The 25,489-nt window shown below is 69.3% G+C and carries 28 protein-coding genes and 1 pseudogene; 9 read left to right on the top strand and 20 right to left on the bottom strand.

The window, feature by feature from the left end; genetic code table 11:
• From QM582_RS02450 to QM582_RS02425, 6 genes and pseudogenes are all read left to right on the top strand, one after another.
• Nucleotides 1-615, top strand: a 615-nt coding sequence (locus QM582_RS02450) for a hypothetical protein (protein WP_415081427.1), incomplete at its 5' end; no start/stop codon positions are given.
• A gap of 168 nt (nt 616-783) precedes the next feature.
• Nucleotides 784-1,617 (top strand): TrmB family transcriptional regulator, encoded by an 834-nt coding sequence (locus QM582_RS02445; RefSeq protein ID WP_415081426.1) that lies wholly within the window; start codon nt 784-786, stop codon nt 1,615-1,617.
• Between the two features lie 31 nt (nt 1,618-1,648).
• The gene (locus QM582_RS02440) at nt 1,649-2,656 is read left to right on the top strand and encodes an adenylosuccinate synthetase (RefSeq protein WP_415081425.1); all 1,008 of its coding nucleotides are present in this window, start codon (nt 1,649-1,651) and stop codon (nt 2,654-2,656) included.
• A gap of 87 nt (nt 2,657-2,743) precedes the next feature.
• Nucleotides 2,744-3,114, top strand: a pseudogene (locus QM582_RS02435) (YciI family protein).
• Nucleotides 3,072-4,346 carry an RNA polymerase sigma factor gene (locus QM582_RS02430; protein WP_415081423.1) on the top strand — a complete coding sequence of 425 codons (1,275 nt, stop codon included), beginning with the start codon at nt 3,072-3,074 and terminating at the stop codon, nt 4,344-4,346. Before QM582_RS02435 ends, QM582_RS02430 begins: the two are co-directional and overlap by 43 nt.
• A gap of 63 nt (nt 4,347-4,409) precedes the next feature.
• Complete coding sequence (locus tag QM582_RS02425; protein ID WP_415081422.1) at nt 4,410-4,685, top strand: helix-turn-helix transcriptional regulator; 276 nt, start codon at nt 4,410-4,412, stop codon at nt 4,683-4,685.
• Between the two features lie 273 nt (nt 4,686-4,958).
• Here the strand turns inward: QM582_RS02425 and QM582_RS02420 are convergent, their stop codons facing one another.
• The 12 genes from QM582_RS02420 to QM582_RS02365 all read right to left on the bottom strand — a co-directional run bounded on the left by QM582_RS02420 (nt 4,959) and on the right by QM582_RS02365 (nt 16,518).
• The gene (locus QM582_RS02420) at nt 4,959-5,504 is read right to left on the bottom strand and encodes a PH domain-containing protein (protein ID WP_415081420.1); all 546 of its coding nucleotides are present in this window, start codon (nt 5,502-5,504) and stop codon (nt 4,959-4,961) included.
• Between the two features lie 720 nt (nt 5,505-6,224).
• Nucleotides 6,225-6,788 carry a DUF4279 domain-containing protein gene (locus QM582_RS02415; RefSeq protein WP_415081418.1) on the bottom strand — a complete coding sequence of 188 codons (564 nt, stop codon included), beginning with the start codon at nt 6,786-6,788 and terminating at the stop codon, nt 6,225-6,227.
• A 257-nt stretch (nt 6,789-7,045) separates the two neighbouring features.
• Nucleotides 7,046-9,319: a 3-hydroxyacyl-CoA dehydrogenase NAD-binding domain-containing protein gene (locus QM582_RS02410; protein ID WP_415081416.1), complete on the bottom strand. Its 2,274-nt coding sequence runs from the start codon at nt 9,317-9,319 to the stop codon at nt 7,046-7,048.
• Nucleotides 9,320-9,447: 128 nt separating this feature from the next.
• Nucleotides 9,448-10,536 carry a HoxN/HupN/NixA family nickel/cobalt transporter gene (locus tag QM582_RS02405; protein ID WP_415081415.1) on the bottom strand — a complete coding sequence of 363 codons (1,089 nt, stop codon included), beginning with the start codon at nt 10,534-10,536 and terminating at the stop codon, nt 9,448-9,450.
• On the bottom strand, nt 10,533-11,441 hold the full coding sequence (locus QM582_RS02400) for an urea transporter (RefSeq protein WP_415081413.1): 909 nt from the start codon (nt 11,439-11,441) through the stop codon (nt 10,533-10,535). The genes QM582_RS02405 and QM582_RS02400 overlap by 4 nt, the downstream gene beginning before the upstream one ends.
• Nucleotides 11,442-11,458: 17 nt before the next feature.
• Entirely contained in the window at nt 11,459-12,316 is an 858-nt protein-coding gene (locus tag QM582_RS02395; RefSeq protein ID WP_415081411.1) for an urease accessory protein UreD, read from the bottom strand.
• Complete coding sequence (gene ureG / locus QM582_RS02390; protein ID WP_415081409.1) at nt 12,313-12,927, bottom strand: urease accessory protein UreG; 615 nt, start codon at nt 12,925-12,927, stop codon at nt 12,313-12,315. Before ureG ends, QM582_RS02395 begins: the two co-directional genes overlap by 4 nt.
• 18 nt (nt 12,928-12,945) lie before the next feature.
• Nucleotides 12,946-13,680, bottom strand: a complete 735-nt coding sequence (locus QM582_RS02385; protein WP_415081407.1) for an urease accessory protein UreF — start codon at nt 13,678-13,680, stop codon at nt 12,946-12,948.
• Nucleotides 13,661-14,149 (bottom strand): urease accessory protein UreE, encoded by a 489-nt coding sequence (ureE, locus tag QM582_RS02380; protein ID WP_415081405.1) that lies wholly within the window; start codon nt 14,147-14,149, stop codon nt 13,661-13,663. Before ureE ends, QM582_RS02385 begins: the two co-directional genes overlap by 20 nt.
• Nucleotides 14,150-14,164: 15 nt before the next feature.
• On the bottom strand, nt 14,165-15,877 hold the full coding sequence (gene ureC / locus QM582_RS02375; RefSeq protein WP_415081404.1) for an urease subunit alpha: 1,713 nt from the start codon (nt 15,875-15,877) through the stop codon (nt 14,165-14,167).
• Nucleotides 15,878-15,890: 13 nt separating this feature from the next.
• Nucleotides 15,891-16,202 (bottom strand): urease subunit beta, encoded by a 312-nt coding sequence (locus QM582_RS02370; protein WP_415081402.1) that lies wholly within the window; start codon nt 16,200-16,202, stop codon nt 15,891-15,893.
• A gap of 13 nt (nt 16,203-16,215) precedes the next feature.
• Nucleotides 16,216-16,518 (bottom strand): urease subunit gamma, encoded by a 303-nt coding sequence (locus tag QM582_RS02365; RefSeq protein WP_415081401.1) that lies wholly within the window; start codon nt 16,516-16,518, stop codon nt 16,216-16,218.
• Nucleotides 16,519-16,851: 333 nt separating this feature from the next.
• Here QM582_RS02365 and QM582_RS02360 point away from each other — a divergent pair, with 333 nt between their 5' ends.
• The 3 genes from QM582_RS02360 to QM582_RS02350 all read left to right on the top strand — a co-directional run bounded on the left by QM582_RS02360 (nt 16,852) and on the right by QM582_RS02350 (nt 19,113).
• The gene (locus QM582_RS02360) at nt 16,852-17,805 is read left to right on the top strand and encodes a patatin-like phospholipase family protein (protein ID WP_415081399.1); all 954 of its coding nucleotides are present in this window, start codon (nt 16,852-16,854) and stop codon (nt 17,803-17,805) included.
• Nucleotides 17,806-17,813: 8 nt separating this feature from the next.
• Nucleotides 17,814-18,623, top strand: coding sequence for a Cof-type HAD-IIB family hydrolase (locus QM582_RS02355; protein ID WP_415081429.1), 810 nt, complete (start codon nt 17,814-17,816; stop codon nt 18,621-18,623).
• 70 nt (nt 18,624-18,693) lie between these two features.
• On the top strand, nt 18,694-19,113 hold the full coding sequence (locus QM582_RS02350; RefSeq protein ID WP_415081397.1) for a cupin domain-containing protein: 420 nt from the start codon (nt 18,694-18,696) through the stop codon (nt 19,111-19,113).
• An 18-nt stretch (nt 19,114-19,131) separates the two neighbouring features.
• Here the strand turns inward: QM582_RS02350 and QM582_RS02345 are convergent, their stop codons facing one another.
• The 8 genes from QM582_RS02345 to QM582_RS02310 all read right to left on the bottom strand — a co-directional run bounded on the left by QM582_RS02345 (nt 19,132) and on the right by QM582_RS02310 (nt 25,366).
• A complete protein-coding gene (locus QM582_RS02345) occupies nt 19,132-20,262 on the bottom strand; it encodes an MFS transporter (RefSeq protein WP_415081395.1) in 1,131 nt (376 codons plus the stop codon).
• 237 nt (nt 20,263-20,499) lie between these two features.
• Entirely contained in the window at nt 20,500-21,276 is a 777-nt protein-coding gene (locus tag QM582_RS02340; protein WP_415081394.1) for a DUF3152 domain-containing protein, read from the bottom strand.
• A 60-nt stretch (nt 21,277-21,336) separates the two neighbouring features.
• A complete protein-coding gene (locus tag QM582_RS02335; protein ID WP_415081392.1) occupies nt 21,337-22,539 on the bottom strand; it encodes an MFS transporter in 1,203 nt (400 codons plus the stop codon).
• A 195-nt stretch (nt 22,540-22,734) separates the two neighbouring features.
• Nucleotides 22,735-23,181 (bottom strand): 50S ribosomal protein L9, encoded by a 447-nt coding sequence (gene rplI / locus QM582_RS02330; protein ID WP_415081390.1) that lies wholly within the window; start codon nt 23,179-23,181, stop codon nt 22,735-22,737.
• Between the two features lie 17 nt (nt 23,182-23,198).
• Nucleotides 23,199-23,438, bottom strand: coding sequence for a 30S ribosomal protein S18 (gene rpsR / locus QM582_RS02325; RefSeq protein WP_415081388.1), 240 nt, complete (start codon nt 23,436-23,438; stop codon nt 23,199-23,201).
• Nucleotides 23,439-23,516: 78 nt separating this feature from the next.
• A complete protein-coding gene (locus tag QM582_RS02320; RefSeq protein WP_415081387.1) occupies nt 23,517-24,068 on the bottom strand; it encodes a single-stranded DNA-binding protein in 552 nt (183 codons plus the stop codon).
• A 66-nt stretch (nt 24,069-24,134) separates the two neighbouring features.
• Nucleotides 24,135-24,425 carry a 30S ribosomal protein S6 gene (gene rpsF, locus QM582_RS02315; RefSeq protein WP_105186645.1) on the bottom strand — a complete coding sequence of 97 codons (291 nt, stop codon included), beginning with the start codon at nt 24,423-24,425 and terminating at the stop codon, nt 24,135-24,137.
• Between the two features lie 239 nt (nt 24,426-24,664).
• Nucleotides 24,665-25,366: an Abi family protein gene (locus tag QM582_RS02310; protein WP_415081385.1), complete on the bottom strand. Its 702-nt coding sequence runs from the start codon at nt 25,364-25,366 to the stop codon at nt 24,665-24,667.
• Nucleotides 25,367-25,489 lie beyond the last annotated feature (123 nt).

The raw sequence follows: 25,489 nt of genomic DNA, 5'->3' as shown, positions 1-25,489 counted from the left end.
GTCGCCCTGGTCGCCGGCGTCACGGCGCCGGCGCTGCTGACCGCCCCGCGGACCAGCGCACTCGCCGTGCAGGACATGATGCTGCCCGCCGGCCTGCTCGCCGTCGCCGCGGTGGCGCTGCTGGGCTGGCTCGAACCGCGTCGCGCCAACGGATCGCTGTGGGGCTCCCGCGTCCCCGCCGGGATCCATTTCGGCCTCGGCGGCATCTGGCTGCTCGCCGCCGCAGCCGTGTTCGGCTTCCGCTGGGACGAGGTCGGCACCTTCGCGGCCCTGCCCGCCATCTCCGGCCTCACCCTGCTCGGCGTCGCCGGCCTCGCGGCACTGATCCTGGGAGGCTACGCCTACCGGGCCGACCGATCCGGACGCCAGACTGGCATCGCCCGGACCACCGGCGACCTCATCGACCAGCGCGACGCACCCGAGGTATTCGACGCGCTCGACCGTTGGTGGTCGACCACCGGTCCGGACGCGATGCAGCAGTCCGCGACCCGCGTCCGGGACGTGCGACGCGAGGTGCTCGCCCGGTTGAAAGCCGGGATGCTGATCACCGAACGCGAGGAACGGATCGCCACCTGGGCGCCCGATCCGGTGACCTGGAGCGAGCGCCGACGGTGACCCGGTCTCGAAGCCGGCGGAAATGACATCGGTGTAGTTATCCCGATCTGTGGATCGTCCTGTGGATAACCCCTGATCGGCGCTCTCAACCCTGCCGGCACGTCCGATCACGCGAGATTGAGCAACGTAGTTGTCACTGCTACTACTCTCTGCCTAGACTTCCCACACGTGATCGAACGTCTGGTCGAACTCGGCCTGAACCAGTCCGAGGCACGGTGCTACCTCGCTCTCCTGCAGCACCCCGAAGCCACCGGGTACGAACTCGCCAAGTCCGCCGGGCTGCAGCGGGCGAACACCTACGCGGCCCTGGAATCCCTGTGCGAGAAGGGGTTCGCCAGCCGGACGACGACCGAGTCGCCGGCTCGCCATGTCGCGGTCCCGCCGTCGGAGACCCTCGGCCGGCTGAAGCGGCAGACGGCCCGCAGAGTCGACACGCTGATCGCCGACCTGGCCGCCTGGACCGCGCCCCAGCCGACGACGGCGATCACCGCCCTGCAGGGCCACGACGCCGTGGCGGACCGGATCCTGGCGCTCATCGACGCCGCCCAGGGGCGGGTCGCGCTGTGCTGTTGGTCCGACGACCTCAGTTGGCTCACCGATGCCCTGCGCGCGGCCGCCAACTCGGGCTGCCGGGTGGTGGTCAACGTCTTCGGCGACGGCGATCTCGATGTCGGCGAGGTGTTCCGGCACGAGAGCCCGGACCGCACCGTCGGCGGGCATCTGCTGCTGCTGGCCGTCGACTTCCGGACGGCGCTGGTGGCGACCCTCGACGACCACCCGCAAGCCATCCAGACCGATCAGCCGGCGCTGGTCCGCCTGGTGGAGAAACTGATCCGCGACGAGGCCTACCTGGCCGCCATCTTCGAGCAGCACCGGGACGCCCTGGAGCAGAGCTTCGGCCCCCACCTGGTGGATCTGCGAGCCCGGTTGCTGCCCCCCGACGAGGCCGACCGGCTGGTCTCCGTGGTCGGCTTCGGGGCGGCCGACCACACCCTGTCCTGAACCCTCCGCCGACCCTCCACGAAGGAGAACCATGCCTGCCACCATCGTCGTCGACGCCTTCTGGGGCGACTCCGGCAAGGGAAAAGTCACCGCTCACCTGGCCCGCCGCCTGGACGCCGCCTTGGCCGTCCGGGCCGGCGTCGGAACCAACGCCGGCGCGAGCTTCACCCTCGACGACGGCACCCTGGTCAAACAACGCCAGCTGCCCACCGCCTGGGTCAATCCCCGAACCAAGCTGGCCGTCGGACCGGGCGTCCTGGTCAACCCGAGCATCCTGGCCGACGAGCTCGAACGCTTCGGCGTCGCCGACCGGACGATGATCGACCCGCGCTGCGGGATCATCACCGCCGACGATCTCGCCGAGGACGTCGCCGACCCCTTCCTGCGCGGCGTCGTCGGCACCAGCGGCAGCGGCGTCGGACCGGCCCGGGCCCGCTACGTCAACCGCAAGGCGCAACAGGTCCGCGAGCTGACCGAGTTCGCCGGACTGTGCGGCGACGTCGCGGTGGAGGCGAACACGCGCTCGGCCGCCGGCGAGGTGGTGCTGATCGAGAGCGCGCAGGGCACCCAGCTCTCGCTCTCGTTGAGCTTCGAGTACCCCTGCACGACCGTGAAGAACTGCACCTCCGCCGCCGCGATCGACGACGTCGGCCTGAGCTGGCGACAGGTCGGCGACGTGGTGCTGGTGGTGAAGGCGCTGCCCACCCGGGTCGGCGAGGGACCGCTCCCGCATGAGATGACCCACGAGGAGGCCGTCCGCCGTGGCATCGCCGAATACGGTGTCAACACCGGACGCCCGCGCCGCAAGGCCGCACGGATCGACGCCGAACTGCTGCGCTACGCGACCATGGTGAACGGACCGACCCAGATCGCGCTCACCTTCACCGACCACATCGACCCGGCCGTCAAGGGCGTCCGAGACCCGGGCGGACTGACCGCCGAGGTGCGGCGGGTGATCGACGAGGTCGAACAGATCACCGACTGCCCGGTCACCATGATCGACACCGGGCCACTACTCAACGACATGATCGATCTCTAGGACACGAGCGCACTGTCGAATTCGGTCGGGTGTATTCGTAGACATGATGCGAGGCAGCCACCGGGCTGCCGGAGAAGGAGTCCGACAATGCCGCAGTATCTGCTTTCCGTGCATCACCCGAGTGAGTTCTACAACGCCGACAGCCGGTACGGCGCCTACCCCAGCGAGGCCGACATGAACCAGGCGATGGCCGACACCGGCGCCTTCAACCAGGGCCTCATCGACGACGGCTACTTCGTCTTCGCCGGCGGTCTTCAGCCTCCCGAGTCGGCGACGACCGTCGACGGACAGGGCGAGAAGGTCAGCTACACCGACGGGCCGTTCGCCGAGTCGAAGGAGTACATCGGCGGCTTCTGGGTATCGAAGCGCCCGACCTCGACGTCGCGCTGAAACTCGCCGCGGCGGGCTCGAAGGCATGCCGCTCGAAGGTCGAGGTCCGTCCGTTCCAGACCCTGTGACATCGCTCGACAACGTCTTCCGTGCCGAGCATGGACGGCTGGTCGCCTCGCTCACCCGCCGCTTCGGTGACCTCGACGTCGCCGAGGACGCGGTGAGCGAGGCGATCGTCGCAGCCATGGAGAGCTGGGGCGACGAGCTGCCGCCGAACCCGGGCGGCTGGCTGATGACGACGGCCACCCGCAAGGCGATCGACCGGCTCCGGCGCGAGGCGAAGCGCAACGACAAGCATCAGGCGGCGGCACTGATCGCCGACCACACCTCACCGGCGTCCACCGGCCCGATCGAGGACGACCGGCTTCGCCTCATCTTCACCTGCTGCCACCCCGCGCTGGCGCCCGAGGCGCGGGTCGCGCTGACGCTGCGCATGCTCGGTGGGCTGACGGTGCCGGAGATCGCGCGCGCGTTCCTCGTCCAGGAGACGACGATGGGTCAGCGAATCAGCAGGGCGAAGGCGAAGATCAAGCAGGCCCATATTCCGTACGCCGTGCCCACCGAGGCCGAGCTCGGCGACCGGCTCACCGCCGTGCTCGCGGTTGTCTACCTCGTCTTCAACGAGGGGTATCTCGCGTCCGGTGGCGAGACGCCGACCCGCGTGGACCTGACCGGTGAGGCCCTGCGGCTGGGCCGGCTGCTGCGCAACCTCCTACCCGGCGAGCCGGAGGTCGCCGGCCTGCTCGCCCTGATGCTGCTGATCGACGCCCGCCACCGGTCGCGCTTCGATAGGGCGGGTGAGCTGGTCCCGCTCGGTGAGCAGGACCGCGGCGGCTGGGATCGCACGCTGATCGCCGAGGGCATCGCGCTGGTGCGCGAGTGCCTCGCCGTCAACCGTCCGGGCCGCTACCAGATCCTCGCCGCCATCAACGCAGTACACGACTCCGCGCCAGCGGCGTCCGACACCGACTGGGGCCAGATCGCGACGCTCTACGATCAGCTCTTCGCCCTCGACCCGTCACCGATCGTCGCGCTGAACCGGGCGATCGCGATCACCGAACTCGACGGACCGGACGCCGCACTCCGGATCATCGACCCGCTCCCCCTGCAGGGCTACCACGCCTGGCACGCGACCCGCGCCGAACTGCTGCGACGGCTCGGACGAAGCGGCGACGCCCGCGCCGCGTACGACGCCGCCATTGCAACCGCCACGAACCCGGGCGAGATCGCCTATCTCGCGGCGCAGGTCCCAGCTCGCCTACGGCTGCGAGACAGACCGCCTCGTGTCGAATACTTTTGACTGAAGACCCTGCTAAGTCGAAAGTATCAGCGAGGTGTTATTGGACGTAAAGCGATCTCCCTGGTGCCGTACGCGCGTGACGCCGCGGAGTTGATGGGCGCGAACGTGCGGACGACCCGGCTGAACCGGCACTGGACGGCCGCCGAATTCGGCGCGCACGCGGGGTGTTCTCGCCACACCGTGGCAGCCATTGAGCGGGGTCGGCCGTCGGTGGCCTTCGGGCATGTGCTGAACGTGTGCGCCGCGCTCGGAATCCCGCTGGGTCGCTCCGGAACGGCGAGCGACACCGAGCAACTCTGGTTCGCCGATTCGATCCCGAGCCTGACGGCCAACGCGTGATGGCGGTTTCGGGCTCTCGCTACTCGAACTGGACGAGAGCATCGGGCGCTATGCGACCTATCCGGACATCCTCGACGCGCTGAGAAGGCACTCACAGGATCCGGCATCCACCAGCCGCCAGATGTTCACCCGATAGCGGTCAACATCGCCTTGGGTAACACCGACCCAAGTCGCTGTAGGAACGAGCCCCCGCTCGTCGTCCATCGGGCCGGATTGCCAGCCCAGACGATCGCCACCGGAGGGACTGGACCGTTCTCGCACGGGACCCGCGAGTCAGAGGTGTCTTAACAGTTCCGCTTTCTTGCGGGCGAACTCATCGTCGGTGAGAGTACCTGACTCACGAAGACGAGCAAGTCTCTCGATACTGGAAATCACTTCCTCACTTGACGGACGCTGGCTGACATACTGTTGCGGCGAAGGAGTTACCGTCGGCGCCTGGTGCCCGTAGGTGACGTGCTGCGTGTGTTGAAGTCTTGTTTCGGCCAGCCTAGCTTCACGAGCTGCCCTGTTGATCACTTCTACCCCCGCCCTGAAATCGTCGAGATCAGTCAAGACCATCGTCTCGGTTGACCTCCCGCGATTGACATGAACGCGAATCGTCCCCACACCTCGTAGCTTCTGAGTGGGGCTCTGGGAGGCGTCAACATCCTGCACCCAAGCTAACGGTACTTGCTGGGTATCCGTTGTGATGATGCCGCGCTCGACGAACAGATGGACCCCATCTATGCGGACCTTGACGGCTCCAACTCCAGTCAACGGCTTTCCAATCGCCGCCCAGAGATCTCCCGGTCGTCGGAACGTGGACAGAGCATCCGGCACCGGCCGCGCCGAGATCTCCTGAACCCGCGACCCCTGTGCCACATTAGGACTATCGTCGACCCAGAACTGCCAGCCGTCTGGAGCCTTCGGCCACGACGGGTCCGGCGCCCAGCCCTCGGGCGGGCGCCAACTCGCCGGGGGCTGTGGCCAGCCCGGAGGTGCATTGAACTTCCATGCCATTGCGGCCTCGCCTCCAGTTCTCCTGAACACCGACTCTGCTCCCGTAGAACGCAGAATAGTTCACGTCTCCGGCTCAGCGTAAGAAGGGCACTCTCCCTAGCGTCGTTAGGTCCAAGTGGGGCCCATCGACATGCCGCTGGCCATGTTCGCGACCAGCTCGGTCATCCCCAAATGCCGGCCGTGTCTGGTTCGTGGGTTCGACCCTCATGAAAGGTAGCTCTCGGTCGAGAAGTTGACCAGTCTGACGGTCGACTGCTTCCGTCACGCGAACTGTGCCTTCAGCAGGGTCCACCTGGCGGCGGGTGTGCTCGATGACAGCGATCGCCGACAGCATCGGCACCGTGATCGGGTAACGGGGCTTGAACGCGGACGCCATCGTATCGAGAATCGCGCCAGAATCGCGCCATCAATCGCGCCACGAGTCGGAGGGTCACCCCTCCTCGCGTCATTGAGCCGCTACCTCGGCGGCCGTGGCCAGCCGGTCGCGCAATCCCGCGGAGAGCCAGACCAGGACGTCGGCGTCCAGGTGGAGTCGCTCTTTCACGGCAACATGCCCCGTCCTGCGTCCCACTCGTCCGACCAGTCCAGCGACGCCAGCTCGTCGGGGTCGCCGATGATGATGTTCGGGTTGGTGTGGATGGCGGCCAGCCGGTCGGGACTAGGGTCGGCGAGATGGACGTACTCGTCGATGTCGAGTTCGAGCCCGTAGGCGGCTACTCGCGTGAGCGTTTCGACGGAGAACCAGTGAGCGGGCGTCGTTGCCAGGATCCCCGGCTCACCGTCCTCGTCGTCGAGGAGGACATGCATGGTCGGCACGATCTCGAGTGAGGCACTGATGCTGTGCCGCTCTTTGAGCGCTCTGAATGTCTCCGCCGTCAGCTCGATCCGATCCAGCACCTCGCGTGCCAAATCATCGGAGTCGGCGTTGATCCGGCTCTCCGTCTCCCATACCCAAAGGCCGGAAGGGGCGGTCCGGCCACCGAAAAGGAGGTCGCCCCGGCGATGGGCGCGCGTGGGCTCGATTCCCAATTCGCGGGTGATGGCGTCGGGATCAAAGTCGCCGTGCAGGGCCAACTCCCCGTACACCTCGAACCATGGATTCATGCCCTCATCATGCCTCACGACGCTACTGGCCTCGCATGACCGGACGCTCGGAACGCGACCGCCCACAAGGCCCTGCCTAACTATCTGCGCCCTCCCACATGCGGGAGGGCGCAGATAGTTAGGCAGGGGTTTTACCGGGCGGGTCGGGGTCCGGGGGTCTCGACAAGCTCGACCAACGACAAGCTCGACCGGCTACGGGCTCGACCAACGACAGGCGCGACCGGCGACAGGCGACGGGCGTGACCCGGCCTGACGGCTCAGTTCTCCAGCGGACGGTTGGTGGCCAGCATGTGCCGCATCCGGTCCTGGTTCGGCGGCAACACCACCAGTTCCAGGGCGACGTCGATCTCGCGGCGCAACAGTTCAGCCTCGGTGACCGGTTCGTCCCCGGTCAGCATGGCCGCCAGCGCCCCGACGATGCGCTGGTCGGTGGCTGAGGCGTCCGACCAGGAGGCGTCCAGCGGCTCCAGCCGTGGGCTGTGCAGCGCGAACACCCCGGGCTCCGGACGCCGCGGGCGTCCGACCAGCTCCAGAGCGGCCGCCTTGGCCCGCTCCAGCACCCGGGCGCCGTTCATCACGATCTCGTCGGACGGCAGCAGCAGTCCCTCGGCCTGGGCGTGGAACGCCGAGCCGCTGATCGCCGAGCTGGACGCCAGCGCGAACGCTCGTGCCGCCGGATCGGGCAAACCCCGTAGTGTCGCCCGGATCAGGGTCCGGGTGACGCCGCCCCAGGCAGGAATCAGGCCCACCTTGCGCTCGGGGAAGCCGGCGTAGAGTTCGGCGCCGGCCACCACGTGATGAGCGGCCAGCATCAGCTCGCAGCCGCCACCGAGCGCCAGCCCGCGAGCCGCCGCCACCACCGGGAAGGACGCCGCCCGCAGCCGGGCGAAGGACCGCTGGCCCCGCTCGGTGAAGCTGCGCAACTCGTCCGGATCGTTGCGATCGGCCAGGGACGCGAAGACGTTCAGGTTGGCGCCGGCGGAGAACGCCCGCGGATGGTCGGTGCCGATCACCAGCGCCGCGAAGGCGCCCTGCTCGCCCAGCTCCAGGGCCTGCTCGATCAGCTCGAACACCCCCGGCTCGCAGACGTTCATCTTGGTCCGCAGGGTCAGGCAGGCGACCTGGTCGCCGAGGTCGACCAGCGCCGCGGACGCGTTCTCCGCCAGCACCCCGGAGACCAGCACCCCGGACGCCTGCGCGACGGTCAGCGGACCGGGCGGCAGCTCGACCACGCCTCCGTCGGTGGCCAGCACCGCGCCCGGACGCGGCCGGAAGCCGCCCGCCTCAGCCGCGTGGCGCAGCAGCGCCGGCACCGGACGTCCCTCGGCTTCGAACCGCTCGACCAGCCAGTCGACGCCCACCGTGTCGGCGAGTTCGAACGGACCGGCCTGCCAGGCGTAGCCGAGCTTCATCGCGTCGTCGATCAGGCCGACCTGGTCGGCGATCTGCGGCGCGGTCACGCAGCAGTAGTCGACGAACTCACGCAGCACCGTCCAGGCGTACCGTCCGGCCGGCGAATCGGTCGCGCAGGTCGCTTTCAGCCCGCGCACCTGCAACGCCGGGTCGGACGGCGTCCGCCGCGGCCGGTACTCGAAGGTCTCGGTGTCGATCACCTCGTCGACGGGGCCGTCCGCGGTCTTGCGGCGACGGGTGAAGCCGCCGGGGCCGCGGCGTCCGACCAGGCCACGCTCCAGCAGCCCGGTGAAGACGTCGTTGACGGTGATGTCGTAGCGGTGGTAGCCGTCGTCGGCGGGCAGCAGCCGCAGGAAGCTGGTCCAGATCGACGGCACCAGGTTGATCCCGACCAGGTCGAACAGCCCGAACACCCCGGTGCGGGGCGTCCCGAACGCCCTTGTCATCACCGCATCGGCGGTCTCGATGTCGATGTCGCCGGCGAGTGCCTCGGCGGAGGCGACCGCCATCCAGAAGTTGCCGATCCGGTTGGCCAGGAAGCCCGGGGTGTCCCGGCAGCGCAGCACCGTCTTGCCCAACTGGTGATCGCCGGCGGCCACCAGCCGGTCCACCACATCGGGGTCGGTCGACACCCCCGCGACCACTTCGAGCAGCGGCATCTGCCGGGGCGGGTTGAAGAAGTGGGTGATCGCGAAGTGCGCGACGAAGCCGGCGTCCCGGCCCTCGACCAGCCGGTCCAGCGGGATCGTCGAGGTGTTCGAGCTGACCATGGTGGCGGGCCCGCGGTGCGCCTCAATGGTGGCGTACAGGTCGCGCTTGACCGCGAGATCTTCGAAGACGGCCTCGATCACCCAGTCGGCCTCGGCGTAGGCGGCGACGTCGTCCACCACGTTGCCGGGCATCACCCGCTCGGCGAACACCGGCAGCATGAAGCCCCCAGCCTTCACCTGGCGGGCGATCGCGTCCCGGGCCAGCCGGGACCGGTCGTCGGTCTCACCCTCGGGGACGACGTCCAGCAGCCGGACCGTCACCCCCGCGTTGGCCAACTGCGCCGCGATCCCCGATCCCATCGCACCCGCGCCGACCACGACCGCCTGCCGCACGTCCGTCGTACTCATGGACACCTCCTCGGGCCTCCTCACGATCGTAGCCCCGGCACCCGACACAGCCCCTGCCTAGTCGGTAGGCCCTGCCTAATCAGTTCAGCCCTCCCGTATAAGGCAGGGCTGAACTGATTAGGGAGGGCCTAGCGGAGCGGGGACGCGCGGCGGCGGAACCGCCACACCCCCATGGCGACCAGCCAGGCGACCAGGAAGGTGCCGACCAGCAGGTACCCGAGATCGCCGAGATCGATTGACGCCAGCGCGGCCAACGGCCCAGACGTCACCCCCAGTTTGTCGGCCAGCACACCGGCCAGCTCAATGCCGCCGATCACCAGCGCGACCACCACCGAAAGTCCGGTCACGGTGAGGTTGTAGTACATCTTGCGCAACGGGCGGTCACCGGCCCAGCCATAGGCACGGCACATCAGCACGCCGTCGGCAGTGTCCAGCAGGCACATGCCGGCGGCGAACAGCACCGGCAGGGTGAGCACCGAATACCACGGCAGTGCCGCCGCAGCCGCACCGCCGGCGATCACCAGCAGCCCGATCTCGGTGGCCGTGTCGAAGCCGAGTCCGAACAGGAACCCGACCGGGTACAGATGCCAGGGGCGGCTCACCAGGGCGGCGACCCGTCCGGCCAGGCGGCCCACCACGCCACGGCGCTGCAACTGCGCCTCCAGCGCCTCCTCGTCCAGTTCGCCCTGCCGGGCCCGGGTGAGCAGCCGGACCAGACCGATCAGCACCACCAGGTTGATCACGCCGAGCACCACCAGGAACAGCCCCGAGACCAGAGTGCCGACCAGCCCAGCGGTCTGCTGCAGCGGCGACGCCTCGTCGGCAAGCTGCCCGGCCAACGCACCCACGCCTGCGGCCAGCAAGGCGACCAGAACCAATACCACCGTCGAATGCCCTAGTGAGAACCAGAAGCCCACCGAAAGCGGACGTTGTCCGAGCGCCAGCTGGCGACGGGTGGTGTTGTCGATCGCGGCGATGTGATCGGCATCGAAGGCGTGCCGCATCCCGAGGGTGTAGGCGGTCAGCCCGATGCCGACGCCGAACACTTCCGAGGCTCCGCCGCCGTTGGGCTGCCCGCTGACCGCCGCGGCCAGCAGGCCCCAGCCGAGCAGGTGCAGCGCCAGGATGAATCCACCCATGCCGAGCAATCGGCGCCGGTCGCCCGGGGCTGCGCCCAGCCGTGCCGCGGCCGCGGGTGCGTCGAGTTCGATCGTCATGCGCGTGCTCCGTCCGCGATCAGCAGCATCAGCCAGGTGGCCACGATGAACGGCCAGGTGTACACCGGTATCGGCGTGAGCGAGAGAAGCTGCTGCACCCCCACCGTCGCGACGGCGCCGACGCAGCCCAGCAGCCAGGCCGTCCGGCCGGGACGCAGGAACACCCCCGCCAGCGCGATCGCGGTCAGGCATGGACTGTAACCGGCGAGCCCGACCGACAACTCTGCCGGCGTCGCCCCCGCCGCCCACCCGGTCAGGGTGCCCAGCAGGCTGCCGACCAGGCCGGCCAGCCCGACCCGCCAGCCGGCCACGAACAGCCCCGCCAGGATCACCAGTCCGGACAGCCAGCTCTGCGCGAAGACCACCTGGCCGACACCGGTCAGCACCGCCTCGACCAGCTGCACCGCCGGATTCCCGGACGGCACCTCCGACGGCGCCGCCGCGGATGGCAGCACCGCCCGCACGAGCAATGCGATCAGCCCGCTGACCACGCAGAACGGGGCGGTGAGCACCGGCAGCGGACCACCGGCCCGCGGGAACCGGGCGAACACCCCGGCGAAGGCTTGGGTGACCGCGGGACACGCCGCGGCACCGACGAGAGTGGCCAGCACCGCCGGCCAGGGTGAGCCGAACGATGTCCAGGCGGCAGCCCCGACCAGTGCACCGCAGTAACCCTGCAGTCCATGCGCGACCGACAGCGCCACCAGCCGCGCGGCAATGGTGGCGATCAGCGTGCCCAGCACGGTCATCGCCGCCAGCGGCACCGAGTAGAGCGCCAGGCCGGCCACCATCAGCACGCCGGCGAGCCAGCTCTCCTGCAGAAAGATCTGGCTCACGCCGAGGGCGAGAGTGCGGCCCGCCTCGCCCAGGCCGGCGGCCGACGACGGATAGGTGGTCTCGGACATGGGATCTCCTCGGGGGGTCAGGGTTTGCGCAGGTTCAAGGGCGGCAGTCCCCACCAACGGCTGCGCACCGCGTTGTCGACGGCGAGCAACAGGGCCTCGACAGCGGCCGTGTCGTCACCGAGGGCCCGGACGGCGAGCGCCGGTCCCGCCGCCAGGGATGCCCCGGCGCGCAGTCCGGACGTCGCTTCGATGAGTTCCCAGACGTCGGCCACCAGCTCGGCGTCCACCCGAGCGTCAACCAGCAGCAGCGAGCCGAGGTGGCTGTGGCCGTCCAGGCCGCCCAGCCCGGGCACGTCACCGACCGCCGGCTCCAGCACGAGGGCATCCACCAGGAACGGCGCCTCGGCACCCGGACGACGGCACTCGGTACGCAGCGACACCCGGGTGTAGCCGAACCGGGCACCGTCCGGCGACCAACCCGGCGTCACGATCTCGCTGGCCAGGTAACTGGCCGCCGGGTCGATCTCGACCCGGGTGAGCTGCTCGTATTCGGCGTCGTGGTAGGCGATCAACGGATCCGGAACCGACTCCAGGACGGCCCCGGCCGCCAGCCGCACCTCCGTCCGCTGCCGGGCCGGCGCCTGCGGCGTCCGGTACACCTTGGTCGCGGCCTGGGTAGTGAACAGCAGCGACGCGCCGGCGTCCAGGTTGAGGCCGATCCGGTAGCGGTCACCGCCCAGATAGCCGCCGCCCGGGTTGATCACCGTGTAACAGACCTGCCCGGAGGCGTCCAGGTAGTGCGGCCGCAGCACCCGCAGCGAGCCCGCATGGTACTGCTCGATCGCTGTACCGCGGCCGTGCCGGACGCCGATCCGCAGCCGGAGTTCACCGGTGACGGCGTCCGGCCGATCGGAGCCGGCGATCTCGGCGCTCACCCGTCGAGGTCTGTCATCAGGACGTCGTGACGCAGCCAGTCGAGCACCCGGTCGAGCCCTTCGTCGGTTTTCAGGTTGGTGAAACCGAACGGCTTGTCGCCGCGGAACACCAGGGTGTCGGACCGCATCACGTCCAGATCGGCGCCGACGTAGGGGGCCAGATCGGTCTTGTTGATGATGAACAGGTCGGACTTGATCATGCCCTGGCCGGCCTTCCGGGGGATCTTCTCGCCCTGCGCGACGTCGATCACGTAGATCGAGAAATCGACCAGTTCGGGGCTGAAGGTCGCCGACAGGTTGTCGCCGCCGGACTCCACGAACACCACCTGCAGATCGGGATGGTCGCGGATCAACGCCTCGATGGCCGCCTCGTTCATCGAGGTGTCTTCACGGATCGCCGTGTGCGGGCAGCCGCCGGTCTCCAGGCCGACGATCCGGTCCAGCGGCAGCACCGAGTTGGCCGCCAGGATCTTGGCATCCTCGGTGGTGTAGATGTCGTTGGTCACCGCCGCCATCGACACCTCACCGTCCAGGGCGCGGGTGACCCGCTCGATCAGTTGGGTCTTGCCGGCGCCGACGGGCCCACCGACGCCGATCCGCAGGGTTCTCATCGTTGGATTCGTTCCTCTCTAGGACTGGTACATCCGGGCGCGGAGCCGTTCGTGGCGCATCTGAGCGATCTCCAGTCCGGGCAGGGTGGCTCCGAAGTCGTCCAGGCTCAGGTTCGGGACGCGCTCCACAACCGCCTCGATGTGTGGTCGGGCCGCCGCCAGGGCTCGCTGCCCGGCGTTCTGGCCCAGCGGAATCAGCCGGACGGCGTTCTGGGTCAGTGTCGTCGCCACACCCTGCAGGTGGGCGGCGACCAGTGCCGCGGACGGGGCTCTCAACCCTGCGCCGGCCACTCCGACCGCCACTGCCGGATGCCCGTGGCAACGACCGGACGCCACCGCCGCGGCATAGGCGTCCAGCCAGGCCGACGGGCAGGCGATGGATGCGATGGCCAGCATCCGGGCACCCATCGCGACGACGGCGTCCCGGGTCTGCCGCGGCAGGGTCTGGGCGTGCAGATGCCGGTCCACCCACCAGGCCCGCTCCGGCAGCCGATCACGGACGGCCTCGGCGACCAGCCGGACGGCCAGCGCGTCGCCGGTGGCCAGCGGTCCGGTCAGCATCGCCGCGAGCCAGTCGCCGAAGCTGTGTTCGTCGTCCACCCGGCCCTCGACCACGTAGGTCTCCAGACCGAGCGAATGACTGAACGCCCCGGTCGGCGCCGCCGAGTCGCACAGCTGCGCGAGCGGCAACTGCCAGCCGGGCAGGCTGCCCCAGCCACCGGGGCCGCCGGGTTCAGTGGGTGTGCTCGGCATGGCGGAACGGCACCTGCATCACCCGGTCGGCGCGCACATAGCGGACGCCCTGGTGGTCCAGGTAGTGCGCGGCGGTGTGGTCGTACTGGATAACCATCACCCCTTGATGGCCTGGTAATCCCTCGAACGGCTCGTCCGGCCCGAAGAACTGCGCCTGGAGGTGGCGGTTGCCCAGGTTGTGCGCGATCACCCCCATCTGCAGCACGCTGGACGGCGCGATCACCAGCACGTCGGTGGGTTCCAGGGCGATCACCACCAGGCCGGTTTCGTCGCGCAGCAGGATGTCCCCTTCGCGCAGGTCGATCCGGCCGGCGAGCCGCAGCCCGATCTCGCGTCCGTGGTCGGAGGTGACCCGCTGTACCTGCCGGGTGAGTGCGCTCAGCGGCAGCACCACCCGCTCCAGGTGGACGCTGGCGAGTTCTTCGGCGGACAGGTCGGCGGTGTTACCCAGGATGCGTTCGACGATCACGATGGCGGGTCCGGCTCAGAAGAGGAAGTAGCGCTGGGCCAGCGCCAATTCCTGGGCCGGCTCACAGGTGGCCAGTTCACCGTCCACCCGGACCTCGTAGGTCTGCGGATCGACGGTGAGTTCCGGCGTGACGTCGTTGAACGCCATGTCGGCCTTGGTCAGCGTCCGGACGCCGCTGACCGCCCGGATCTGCTTGCGCAGCCCGAGCCGCTCCGGCACGCCGGCCGCCAATGCCGCCTGGGAGACGAAGGTGATCGAGTTCGCCGCCGGGGACTGGCCGAAGGCACCGAACATGTCCCGCATCAGCCGCGGCTCCGGGGTCGGGATGGATGCGTTCGGGTCGCCCATCACCGAATGGGCGATCTGCCCGCCTTTGACGATGATCGCCGGCTTGGCGCCGAAGAAGGCCGGCTCCCAGAGCACCAGGTCGGCCCATTTGCCGACCTCGACGCTGCCGACGACGTCCGCGATGCCGTGGCTGCGGGCCGGGTTGATCGTGTACTTGGCGATGTAGCGCTTGATCCGGAAGTTGTCGCCGCCCTCCGGGTCGCCGTCCAGCTTGCCGCGGGCCTTCTTCATCTGGTCGGCGACCTGCCAGGTGCGGGTGATCACCTCGCCGACCCGTCCCATCGCCTGGGAGTCCGACGAGGTCATCGAGAACACGCCCAGATCGTGCAGCACGTCTTCGGCGGCGATCGTCTCCGGCCGGATCCGGGAGTCGGCGAACGCCACGTCCTCGGGGATCGCCGGGTTCAGGTGGTGGCACACCATCAGCATGTCGAGGTGTTCCTCGGCGGTGTTGCGGGTGAACGGCAGCGTCGGGTTGGTCGACGACGGCAGAATGTTCGGCTCGGCGGCGAGCGTGATGATGTCGGGGGCGTGCCCGCCGCCGGCGCCCTCGGTGTGGAAGGTGTGGATCACCCGGCCGGCGATCGCCCGCTTGGTGTCCTCGACGAAGCCGCACTCGTTGAGCGTGTCGGTGTGGATCGCGACCTGGACGTCGAACTCGTCGGCCACCTTCAGCGCCTCGTCGATCGCTGCCGTGGTGGAGCCCCAGTCCTCGTGGATCTTCAGCCCGATCGCCCCGGCCTCGATCTGCTCGGCGAGCGGCTCCCGGGCGGCCGCGTGCCCCTTGCCGAGGAACCCGAAGTTCATCGGCCACTGCTCGGCGGCGCCGAGCATCCGGGCCAGGTGCCACTCGCCCGGGGTGATCGTGGTGGCATTGGTGCCGTCCGCGGGGCCGGTGCCGCCGCCGATCATGGTGGTCACGCCCGACGACAGTGCGGTGCCGATCTGCTGCGGCGAGATGAAGTGGATGTGGGTGTCGATGCCGCCGGCGGTGACGATCCGGTGCTCGCCGGCGATCACCTCGGTGGCCGCACCGATCACGATGTCGACGTTGTCGGTGATGTCGGGGTTGCCGGCGGCACCGATCGCGCTGATCACCCCGTCGACGATGCCGATGTCGGCCTTGTAGATGCCGGTGTGGTCGATGACGATGACGTTGGTGATCACCGTGTCGGCGACCCCGTCGGCTCGGACGGCGCGTCCGTTGTGGCCCATGCCATCACGGATCACCTTGCCGCCGCCGAAGACGGCCTCCTCGCCATGGTTGGTCAGATCCCGCTCGATCGCGGCGAACAGGTCGGTGTCGCCCAGCCGGACGGCGTCGCCCACGGTTGGGCCGTACAGGTCGGCATTCTGCTGCCGGGACAGTTCGAAGCTCATGGGTGGTCCTTCCTCAGGCGTCCAGCGGTCCGTTGACCGCGTTGGCAAGGCCGTACACCTCGCGGCGTCCGGCCAGCGCGACCAGTTGGACGGTCTTGGCGTCGCCGGGTTCGAAGCGGACGGCGGTGCCGGCCGGGATGTCGAGGCGGAAGCCGCGGGCGGCGGCACGGTCGAAGCGCAGCGCCGAGTTCACCTCGAAGAAGTGGTAGTGGGAGCCGACCTGGACGGGACGGTCACCGGTGTTGACGACCTCGACCGTGATGGTGTCGCGTCCTGGATTGCAGAGGATCGGCTCGGTGCCGAGCCGGAATTCGCCGGGGATCATGGGGGCCTCCTGCTCAGCGGATCGGGTCGTGGACGGTGACCAGCTTGGTGCCGTCCGGGAAGGTGCCTTCGACCTGCACCGAATGGATCATCTCGGGGACACCCTCCATCACGTCGTCCCTGGTCAGCACGGTGGTGCCGAACGCCATCAGGTCGGACACCGTGCGTCCGTCCCGGATGCCCTCAAGCACCTCGTGGGTGATCAGCGCGACCGCCTCGGGGTGATTGAGCTTGAGACCGCGGTCTTTGCGGCGCCGCGCCAGATCGGCGGCGACGACGATGAGCAGCTTCTCCTGCTCACGGGGGCTGAGTTGCATGGTGTGACTCCTCGCTCGAGCACTCCCGGTCACGTCGCGAGGGGCGGCGAGGACGGGGTGGATCGGCACCGAAGCTAGCACCGTGTCGGCGGTTCGGCCCTCCGCTTCATCCGACCTTAATCTGCGGCCCCGTTCCCCACATTCCCCCGACCCATCGTCGTAAGGCCCTCCCTAACTACTTCAGCCCTCCCGTCGACGGCAGGGCAGAGGTTGTGATGTCTCGGGACATGGGTGACAGTTCTGTGTCAGGGAGGGGTTTACCGGTCGGTGCCTCAGCCGGACGATCCGACGGACGGGGCGAGATCGATCGGACCGGGATGGTTGACTCGTCCCATGAAGGTCAACCTGGTGCTCGGAGCCGGCGGTGCCCGCGGTTTCGCCCATGTCGGGGTGATCCAGGAGTTGCACGCCCGCGGCCACGAGGTCGTCGGCGTCGCCGGGACGTCGATGGGCGCCCTGGTCGGCGGCGTGCTGGCCGCCGGCGGCCTGGAGGGCTTCACCGAGTGGGTGCGGACGCTGACCCGCGGCGACATCGTCCGGCTCACCGATCTCACCCTGGGTGCGCCCGGGCTGATCCGGCTGCAACGGGTGATGCGCGAACTGCACCGGTTCATCGGCGACACCCGGATCGAGGAGCTGCCGATCCCCTACACCGCGGTCGCTACCGACATCGACCAAGAGCGCGAGGTGTGGTTCCGCAAGGGCCCGCTGGTGGCCGCGATCCGGGCCTCGATCGCCATTCCGGCGGTGTTCACGCCGGTGCGGATCGGGGAACGGCTGCTGGTCGACGGCGGCCTGCTGAACCCGCTGCCGATGGCCCCCACCATGGACATGCCCGGCGAGGTGAACATCGGCGTCTCGCTGTTCGGCAAACGCCCCGGGCTGCACATCGGGCTGCCCAGCAAGGAGTCCTCCGACGACGCCAGCGCCGACAACACCGAGATCGCGGCGGACGCCGGGCAGCCGTCCTGGACGGAACGGCTCGGCCAGTCGATGGCGGAGTCGTGGCCGGCCCGCAATCTGAGCAAGCTGCTCACCCCGCCCCCGCCGCCGGCCAAGGAGTTCGAGGACTGGCCCTCCGACGTGAACCTGATCGACCTGCTGGGCCGCACCCTGGACGTGATGCAGGGTCGCATCGAGATCGCCCGTACCGTGTTGAACGTGCCGGACGTGCTGGTCTGGGTGCCGATGGACTCCTGCTCGGTGCTCGACTTCCACCGGGCCGAGGAGATGATCGAGTTGGGTCGCCAGTTGGCGGTCACCGAGTTCGACCGAATGGGGTTGTGAGAGTGGATATGGACGTGGCCGCGGTGCGGCTGATCGCCTCCGACATGGACCACACGCTGCTGGACGAACACGGTGACCTGCCACCGGACTTCCACCACTACCTGCGCCGGCTGAGCGCGGTCGGGATCACCTTCGTCGCGGCCAGCGGCCGTCCGCTGAACCGACTGAAGCAGATGTTCCCACCGCACGAGGGCATCGCCTACGTCGGCGACAACGGCGGCACGGTCAGCTACGGCGACACGGTGCTGTTCCAGAGCCTGCTGGCACCCGAGCACTACCGCGCGATGGCGACGGTGACGCTGGCCGACACGCCCGGCGTCCCGGTGGTCAGCGGTCCGGACGCCGCGTACGTGTCCAGCGCGCACCGCGAGCACGAGCCGTACCTGAGCACCTTCAATCCCACCATCGTCTTCGTCGACGACTTCGCCGAACTCGATGCCGCGATCGACAAATTCAGCGTCTATCTGCCGACCCGGGAGAGCCGCCGCTACTACGACGAGGTGTTCGGGCCGGCCTACGCCGCCGACTTCTCGGTCACCGTGGGCGGCCCGGTCTGGGTCGACATGATGAACCCCGGCGTCCACAAGGGTCACGGCATCCGGGTGCTCGCGGAACATCTCGGGCTGGGACGCGAGCAGCTGATGGCCTTCGGAGACGCCTACAACGACCTCGAGATGCTGGACGCGGTGGCGCACAGCTACGCGGTGAGCAACGCCTACGACGAGGTGCGGCAACGCGCCCGGTTCATCGCGCCGTCCAACGCCGAGCACGGGGTGCTGACGGTGATTCGGCAGGTGCTCGCCGCCCAGGAGGGCTGATCTGCCTGCTCCGGTCGAAATCCGCGGCGGGAATGGGCCAGGATGGCAGTGACGCCGAAGGGAGCGAGCCATGACCGCGAACACCGACCACGGCAAGAAGCCGTACGTCCTGGACATCGAGAGCACCACCGTCGACAACGACAATTTCCGCACCACGCTGTGGACCGGCGAGCACCTGCAGCTCACCGTGATGGCGATCCCGGTGGGCGGTGACATCGGCCTCGAGGCGCACCCCAACAACGACCAGTTCCTGCGCCTGGAACAGGGCAAGGGCCTGGTCGAGATGGGTCCCGCCGAGGACGACCTCAACTTCCGCGAGGAGGTCGAGGACGACTGGGCGATCCTGGTGCCCGCCGGAACCTGGCACAACGTGACCAACATCGGTGACGTGCCGATGAAGGTCTACGCGCTGTACGGCCCGGCGGACCACCTGCCCGGCACCGTGCACGCCACCCAGGCCGATGCCGAGGCCGACCCGAACGAGGACTGAGGCCACCGGGGGCGAGCCTCAGCTCAACCCCCAGGCGAGGACGGCCGAACAGGCCACGGCCAGCCCGGCCAGCAGACCGACCGGACCGAGCACGGCCAGCAGCCACGGCGCGACCAGGGCACCGGCCAGTGCCGCGGCGACCACCGCCGAATCCGCCAGGCCGAGCGCGACCGCGGTGTAGTCGGCGGGCGCCCCGAGCTGCATCATCCGGGTGGTGCGGCATTCGACCATCGTCAACCCGGAGCCGAGCAGCGCCATCGGGACGGCGGCGGCCAGCCAGCCGGGGCTGACGGTCACCACGACCAGCGGCAGCACCACGACCAGGTGCGCGGCGATGCCGGGCGACAGGCGTCCGACCATCCGGGCCAGGACGGGTGCGGTCAGCGAGGCGAAGCCCTGCGCCGCGGTCAGCCAGCCGAACGCGGCGACGCCGGCCTCCCAGCGCGTCTCGGCGATGGTCAGCAACGCCACGCCGAGGACGCCGATCACCACGTTGAGCGTCATCACGGCCACGATGGCCCGGCGGACCACCCGCACCGCCAGTACGGCGCGCCAGCCGTCCCACAGTCGCGGCCGGTGAACCGACGGCGCCCGCTCGGGAACCCGGCGCGGCAACACCACCAGCGCGGCCACGATCAACGGCACACTCACCGCCACCGACCAGGCCGGCGCGGCCGCCAGCAACATGCCGCCGAGCGCCGGACCCACGACGAAGGCGCTGATCTCCCAGGTCACCAACGCGTTGGTGTGGTGGTCCGGACGCGCCGAGAGCTGCGGGATCAACGCGGCCAGGCTCGGGAAGGCGGGAACCCCGACGGCGACGCTCAGCGTCGCGGCGACCAGCGCCGGCCAGGGCAGGTCCCCGAGCAGCAGCGCGGCGACGGACGCCACCAGCAGCACCCGGGCCGCGATCGAGAGCCGCACCGCGCGAAGGCGTCCGATCCGGTCGCCGAGCCCGCCGAGGAACGCCGACAACAGCACGCAGGGGGCGAACCGGGACGCCCCGGCGAGCCCGACCAGTGCCGGATCGGCGGCGATCCGCCAGATCGCGGCGAGCAGCGCCGGCCAGGGCAGTGCGACGGCGACCGCGGCCAGCGCGTGGGCAGCCACCAGGCGGCGCGGGTCCACGGGTGCGGCGGTGCGGGTCATGGCCGTCCTCTCGGTCGAGAGGAGGAGTCGACCGGCCGCCGGGTGATGCGGCCGGGTTCAGCAGCCCGGGGACGTCAGCGGAGTGGGGCTAGCCCCGCTCACCGCTCGCCGGTTGCCGCGGTCGCTGGTGCGGCTACACCCGCTCACCGGTTCCCGCGGTCGCCGGTCGCCGGCGCGGCCGGGATGGTCGACGCAGCCGGGCGGGTCACGGCCAGATTGGCGACACGTCCGGGTCGGTCACGGCCAGGGATTGGCTACGCAGCCGCGCAGATCACCGCTCTGCTGCATCATCACCGGGGCCTTCTTCCCCTTGCCGGGGCAGGAGGCGGTGCCCTTGCCGAGCAGCTGCCCGACGGCATGGTTGACCAGGTAGGCGCGGTAGCCGGCGGTGTCGCCGGCATATCCGGCGGCCCCCGACTTCCAGCGTTCGGCGCTGATCACCACGGTGTTGCCCTTGGTGCAGCTGTCGGCGCCGCCGGCGTCCGATCCGCACAGGGTGGCGGCGGTCTTCGCACTGGCCAGGTAGAGGTTCACCGTCGCCTTCGCGCGAGCCACCAGGGCGAACCGGACGGTGCCGTCACCGGTCCAGCTGCGCGGGTCGTTGAGCACCCCGGCGACGGTCTTGGCGACCGAGTCGGCGTCCAGCTTGGCGCTGCTCTCCACCCCGACCGCGTAGCGGCGCAGCTCTCCCTGCGAGCCGGCGGCGGCCGCGGTCACGCCCGCCCAGTCGAAATCGCCGGAGACCTTCATGGTGCTGCGCGGCGAGCTGGAGGCGCTCGCCGACGGGCTGCCGCTCGGACTCGTCGAGGCGTCGGCGCTCGGGCTGGCCGAGGGACTGAGGAATCGGGTGCCGCTCGGGGCGGGCACCGGGATGGTCGGCGCGCCCGCCCGTTCCACCGGTGCGGAGATCGCCCGGACGCCGAGCACCGCGCCCACCAGCACGGCGACGGACGCCACGATCAGGGCGATCCGTCCCCAGTTCGGTCCCAGCCGTCTGACTTCCGGTCCGTCCACCGGATCACCCTAATAGAGGGTGTCCGGAGGATCCGGCTGCGACCCTCGTCCGGCCCGGGTTCATCGTGCCGATCGGTTCCGGCGCGGAATGGTCAGGCCGGCGATCCCGGCCAGCAGCCCGCCGACGGTGGCGATCCAGGCGGCGTCCTGGGCGGAATGGCCGTCCACCACCTGGCCGGCCAAGGCCGCGCCGGCCGCGACACCGACCACGCCGACCGTGCTGAGCGCCGTCATCACCGTGGACAGCCGCTCCGGCGGGGAGATCCGTTCCGCGTAGGCGTAGCCGGTGACCAGGGTGGGACCGACCATGATGCCGACCAGCAGGCAAGCCAGCGCCATCGTGGCCGCGTCCCAGGCCACGATCAGCAGCGGCGACATCAGCGCGCAGCCGAACCCGAACGCGGCGATCCGCGCGGCCATCGAGAAGCGTGCCGGCAACCGGTTGCTGAGCAGGCCCATGCCGGCGCTGCCGACCGCCATCGCACCGTAGACGGCGCCGGCGACGGCACCCTCGCCGCGCACCGTGAAGAAGGCGGCGATGCTGGTCTGCGATCCGCCGAACAGCACCCCGACGCCACCGATGGCCACCGCCAGCGGGATCAGCACCCGGAAGTCCACCCGGTCAGCGGATTCGGCATGCCGGTGACGACCGTGGTGTGCCGGCGGCAGTGCCGAGGAATGCAGCGCGAAGCCGACCTGACCGATCCAGGCCAGCACCAGCGCGGTCAGCAACGGCGCCGGGGCGGCGACCGCGGCCAGGCTGGTGGCGAGCACCGGCCCGATCACGAAACCGACCTCGTCGACCGCACCCTCCCAGGCCATCGCGGACGCGGTGAACGGCACCCGGTCGTCCCGGGACGCCGCCCGCTGCGACCAGCGGGCCCGCGCCATCGCGCCCAGCTGCGGGTTCGCGAAGCCGATCAGGGCGGCCAGGGCCAGCACGGCGGCCAGCGGGACGTCCGGGGAGCACCAGAGCAGGAACCCGCCGATCGCGGCGGTCTGCACCACGGTGGCGGCCACGCCGACCACCCGGTGTCCCCACTGGTCGGAGAGGTGCCCGACCAGCACGGCGCCGGCGCCGCCGCCCAGGCTGAGTGCCGCGGCGGCCAGCCCGGCCAGTCCGAACGAACCCAGCTGGTGGTGCGCGTAGAGCAGCAGGGCCAGCGGGAGCACCGAGGTCGGCAGTCGTCCGAGGAAGCCCAAAACGGTGAACGACGGGCCCATGCTGCGCAACAGCACCCGGTAGGGCAGATGCTGCGGCATGAGGTTCTCCCTTGCGTGTGGGTGGGTGTGCGTGTGGGGTCGGCCCGCACCGACCGCTCGCCTAACTATTTCCCGCTCGCTTAATTCAGCGAGCGGGAAATAGTTAGGCGAGCGCTGGGTGAGACGGACGGGTGGAGTGGGCAAACACAGAGCGAGGCGGGGAGATCTCCCCGCCTCGCCGTGTTTGCCGGGGTATCAGGCGGCGACGACGTCCACGTTGATGTGGGCGACCACGCCGCTGGTCAGCTTCAGACCGACGGTGTGCGCACCGACGGACTTGATCGGCTTGGCGATCTCGACGGCGCGCTTGTCGACGGCGGGGCCGCCGGCCTTCTTCACCGCGAGCACGATGTCGGCCGGGGTGACGGCGCCGAACAGCTTGCCGTTCTCGCCGGCGTTGGCCGGCAGGGACACCGCGAGCTCCTCGAGCTGGGCCCGGATCTCCCTGGCGTGCTCGACGTTGCGGATCTCACGGGCGTCGCGGGCCCGCTTGATGCCCTCGATCTGCTTCTCGGCACCCTTGGTCCACTTGATCGCGAAACCGCGGGGCAGCAGGTAGTTGCGGCCGTAGCCGTCCTTGACCTCGACGATCTCGCCGGGGATGCCGAGATGGTCGACAGCAGCGGTCAGAATGAGCTTCATGCGTCCGTTCTCCCTTCTCAGCGAGCGGTCGAGGCGTACGGCAGCAGGGCCAGCTCACGCGCGTTCTTGACGGCGATCGCGACCTTGCGCTGCTCCTGGACGGACAGGCCGGTCACCCGGCGGGCACGGATCTTGCCCCGCTCGGAGATGAACTTCCGCAGGGTCGCGGTGTCCTTGTAGTCGATGTGGCCGATGCGCACGGACTTCGCCGGCGCGACCTTCTTCTTGTTCACAGGCTTGCGCTGTGACTGGGCCATTGTGGTGCTCCCTTTCAGTGAGCCCGGCCGAGGCCGGAATGACGTGGATGGATGGGGACGAGCCGCCGATCAGATTGATCAGAAGGGGGGCTCGTCGCTCTGGGCGGCCTGCGCCCACGGGTCGTTCCCGGCGGAGCGGTTGTTGTTGCCGCCGCCGGAGGACCACGAGTCGGAGCCTCCGCCGGCATTGCCGCCGCCGGAGTAGCCGCCGCCACCCCCCGAATTGCCGCCGGAGTAGCCACCACCGGAGTAGTTGCCAGCACCGCCGGAATTCCGGGTGACCTTGGCCGAGGCGTACCGCAGGGACGGGCCGACCTCGTCGACGTCGACCTCGAAGACGGTGCGCCGCTCGCCCTCACGGGTTTCGTAGGAACGCGACTTCAACCGACCCTGGACGACCACCCGCATGCCCTTGGTCAGCGACTCGGCGACGTTCTCGGCCGCCTGCCGCCACACCGAGCAGTTCAGGAACATGGCGTCGCCGTCGCGCCACTCGCCGGACTGACGATCGAACGTCCGAGGAGTGGAGGCGACGGTGAAGTTGGCCACCGCAGCTCCCGACGGAGTGAAGCGCAGCTCCGGATCGGCCGTCAGGTTGCCGACCAGGGTGATTTGGGTTTCGCCTGCCATGAGTGTGTCTTTCGATCGGTGATGGAGTCACTCAGAGCCTGTCAGTTGGCACTGACAGAAAGCTCTCTATCGGGTGTCGGGCCGGATGACCTTGGTCCGCATGATCTGCTCGTTCAGGGTGAACTGGCGGTCCAGCTCCTTCACGTCGGCAGGCTCAGCGGTGATGTTGATGACGGCGTAGATGCCTTCGGACTTCTTGCGGATGTCGTAGGCGAGCCGACGGCGGCCCCAGATGTCCAGGTTGTCGACGGTGCCACCGGCCTTGGTCAGGCCGGCAAGCGGCTTCTCCAACAGGCCGTTCACCTGACGGTCGTCGACGTCGGGATCGATGATCACCATGACTTCGTATTGGCGCATACGCGAACTCCACCTCCTCTGGTCTCGAGCGGCCATGAGCATTTCCCATGGCAGGAGGGCGTGTGCAAACGGTGCCGGAAGGCACCAAGGACCAACCTTAGCGGCCGGCCCAGACCGACGGCCAATCGGGCGTCCGGCTCGGGACAGACCCCCGGTCCAATCCGGTACGAGGGGACAGACCCCTCGGTCCAATCCGTCCGGCTCCGGCGACCGCCAGTCGATCCTGGTGGGACACGCGGTCAGCTCGGCCGCTGGTTCAGCACCGCGGTCACAGTTGAGGTGGCAACAACGTGAGACTCCACCGACGGCGCGAGTTGCCCGAGAAGCCGGCGGATGTCCTGCGCGATCTTCCCCGGATCCATGCTCTGGTCGATCGGGTCGATGACCGGTTCGTGATGCGAGATCCGGTTCCGGACGGTGTTGATGCACCTGATCGCCTGGTCTGGACCACGCCTGTTGGTGCGGACCGGATATGCGTGATGCAGATAGGGAACCCACAGGGTCTTCTCGTGCGACGCGGAGGTCAGGTTGGCCCAGAACCCGAAGCTGAGCTCAGCGATCACCTTGCCTGGGGAGGCGCGCACTCCACCGCACCTGTCGATGGCCTTCTCGACCGATCTCCGATTGGGATAGTTGACATCGATCCCCCGCTTGAGTCCCCCCTTCACCGTCCTGACTCGCCAGATCGGTGTCACCGCCGGCGACTCAGGATCCAGCAACCAGTGCTGGCCGCCACGCCAGCGACGCTGGATCACCGTGTCGTAAGCGTTCCGCAGAGCCACCTCGAAGTGCGCAATGTCGTGCATGAGTGCCTGACCCAACGCCACGTTCCACTCGTACAATCTGAGCGCGCGGGCGCGGTCGCCTCCGCAGGTTGTCACGTACCGCGCGAACCTCGGCGCACCGAGCCACGCATCGATCCAGGCGTCCGAAACAGTCAAAGTGGCTCCTGGGGATATCAAAGCCCCGGCGACATGGCCGAAGCCAGCGGTCCACACGGGGCTAACGGTCCTCAGGGTACCCGGCGGGGTCTGTCGGTGGCAAGGCATCCAGCGAGACACCGC

The sequence above is a fragment of the Micropruina sp. genome, from assembly GCF_047607385.1.
Taxonomy (GTDB): Bacteria; Actinomycetota; Actinomycetes; order Propionibacteriales; family Propionibacteriaceae; genus Micropruina.
The sequence above is the reverse complement of the archived record's forward strand: the minus strand, read 5'-3'. Positions and strand labels throughout refer to the sequence as shown.

Coding starts and splice junctions, on each gene's coding strand:
- QM582_RS02345 (WP_415081395.1), bottom strand. CDS start 20,262: ATGACCCGCACCGCCGCACCCGTGGACCCGCGCCGCCTGGTGGCTGCC.
- QM582_RS02415 (WP_415081418.1), bottom strand. CDS start 6,788: ATGAATCCATGGTTCGAGGTGTACGGGGAGTTGGCCCTGCACGGCGAC.
- QM582_RS02365 (WP_415081401.1), bottom strand. CDS start 16,518: ATGCAACTCAGCCCCCGTGAGCAGGAGAAGCTGCTCATCGTCGTCGCC.
- QM582_RS02335 (WP_415081392.1), bottom strand. CDS start 22,539: ATGCCGCAGCATCTGCCCTACCGGGTGCTGTTGCGCAGCATGGGCCCG.
- QM582_RS02350 (WP_415081397.1), top strand. CDS start 18,694: ATGACCGCGAACACCGACCACGGCAAGAAGCCGTACGTCCTGGACATC.
- rplI (WP_415081390.1), bottom strand. CDS start 23,181: ATGAAGCTCATTCTGACCGCTGCTGTCGACCATCTCGGCATCCCCGGC.
- QM582_RS02440 (WP_415081425.1), top strand. CDS start 1,649: ATGCCTGCCACCATCGTCGTCGACGCCTTCTGGGGCGACTCCGGCAAG.
- ureC (WP_415081404.1), bottom strand. CDS start 15,877: ATGAGCTTCGAACTGTCCCGGCAGCAGAATGCCGACCTGTACGGCCCA.
- QM582_RS02410 (WP_415081416.1), bottom strand. CDS start 9,319: ATGAGTACGACGGACGTGCGGCAGGCGGTCGTGGTCGGCGCGGGTGCG.
- rpsF (WP_105186645.1), bottom strand. CDS start 24,425: ATGCGCCAATACGAAGTCATGGTGATCATCGATCCCGACGTCGACGAC.
- rpsR (WP_415081388.1), bottom strand. CDS start 23,438: ATGGCCCAGTCACAGCGCAAGCCTGTGAACAAGAAGAAGGTCGCGCCG.
- QM582_RS02405 (WP_415081415.1), bottom strand. CDS start 10,536: ATGACGATCGAACTCGACGCACCCGCGGCCGCGGCACGGCTGGGCGCA.
- QM582_RS02360 (WP_415081399.1), top strand. CDS start 16,852: ATGAAGGTCAACCTGGTGCTCGGAGCCGGCGGTGCCCGCGGTTTCGCC.
- ureG (WP_415081409.1), bottom strand. CDS start 12,927: ATGAGAACCCTGCGGATCGGCGTCGGTGGGCCCGTCGGCGCCGGCAAG.
- QM582_RS02385 (WP_415081407.1), bottom strand. CDS start 13,680: ATGCCGAGCACACCCACTGAACCCGGCGGCCCCGGTGGCTGGGGCAGC.
- QM582_RS02355 (WP_415081429.1), top strand. CDS start 17,814: ATGGACGTGGCCGCGGTGCGGCTGATCGCCTCCGACATGGACCACACG.
- QM582_RS02400 (WP_415081413.1), bottom strand. CDS start 11,441: ATGTCCGAGACCACCTATCCGTCGTCGGCCGCCGGCCTGGGCGAGGCG.
- QM582_RS02320 (WP_415081387.1), bottom strand. CDS start 24,068: ATGGCAGGCGAAACCCAAATCACCCTGGTCGGCAACCTGACGGCCGAT.
- QM582_RS02370 (WP_415081402.1), bottom strand. CDS start 16,202: ATGATCCCCGGCGAATTCCGGCTCGGCACCGAGCCGATCCTCTGCAAT.
- QM582_RS02430 (WP_415081423.1), top strand. CDS start 3,072: ATGCCGCTCGAAGGTCGAGGTCCGTCCGTTCCAGACCCTGTGACATCG.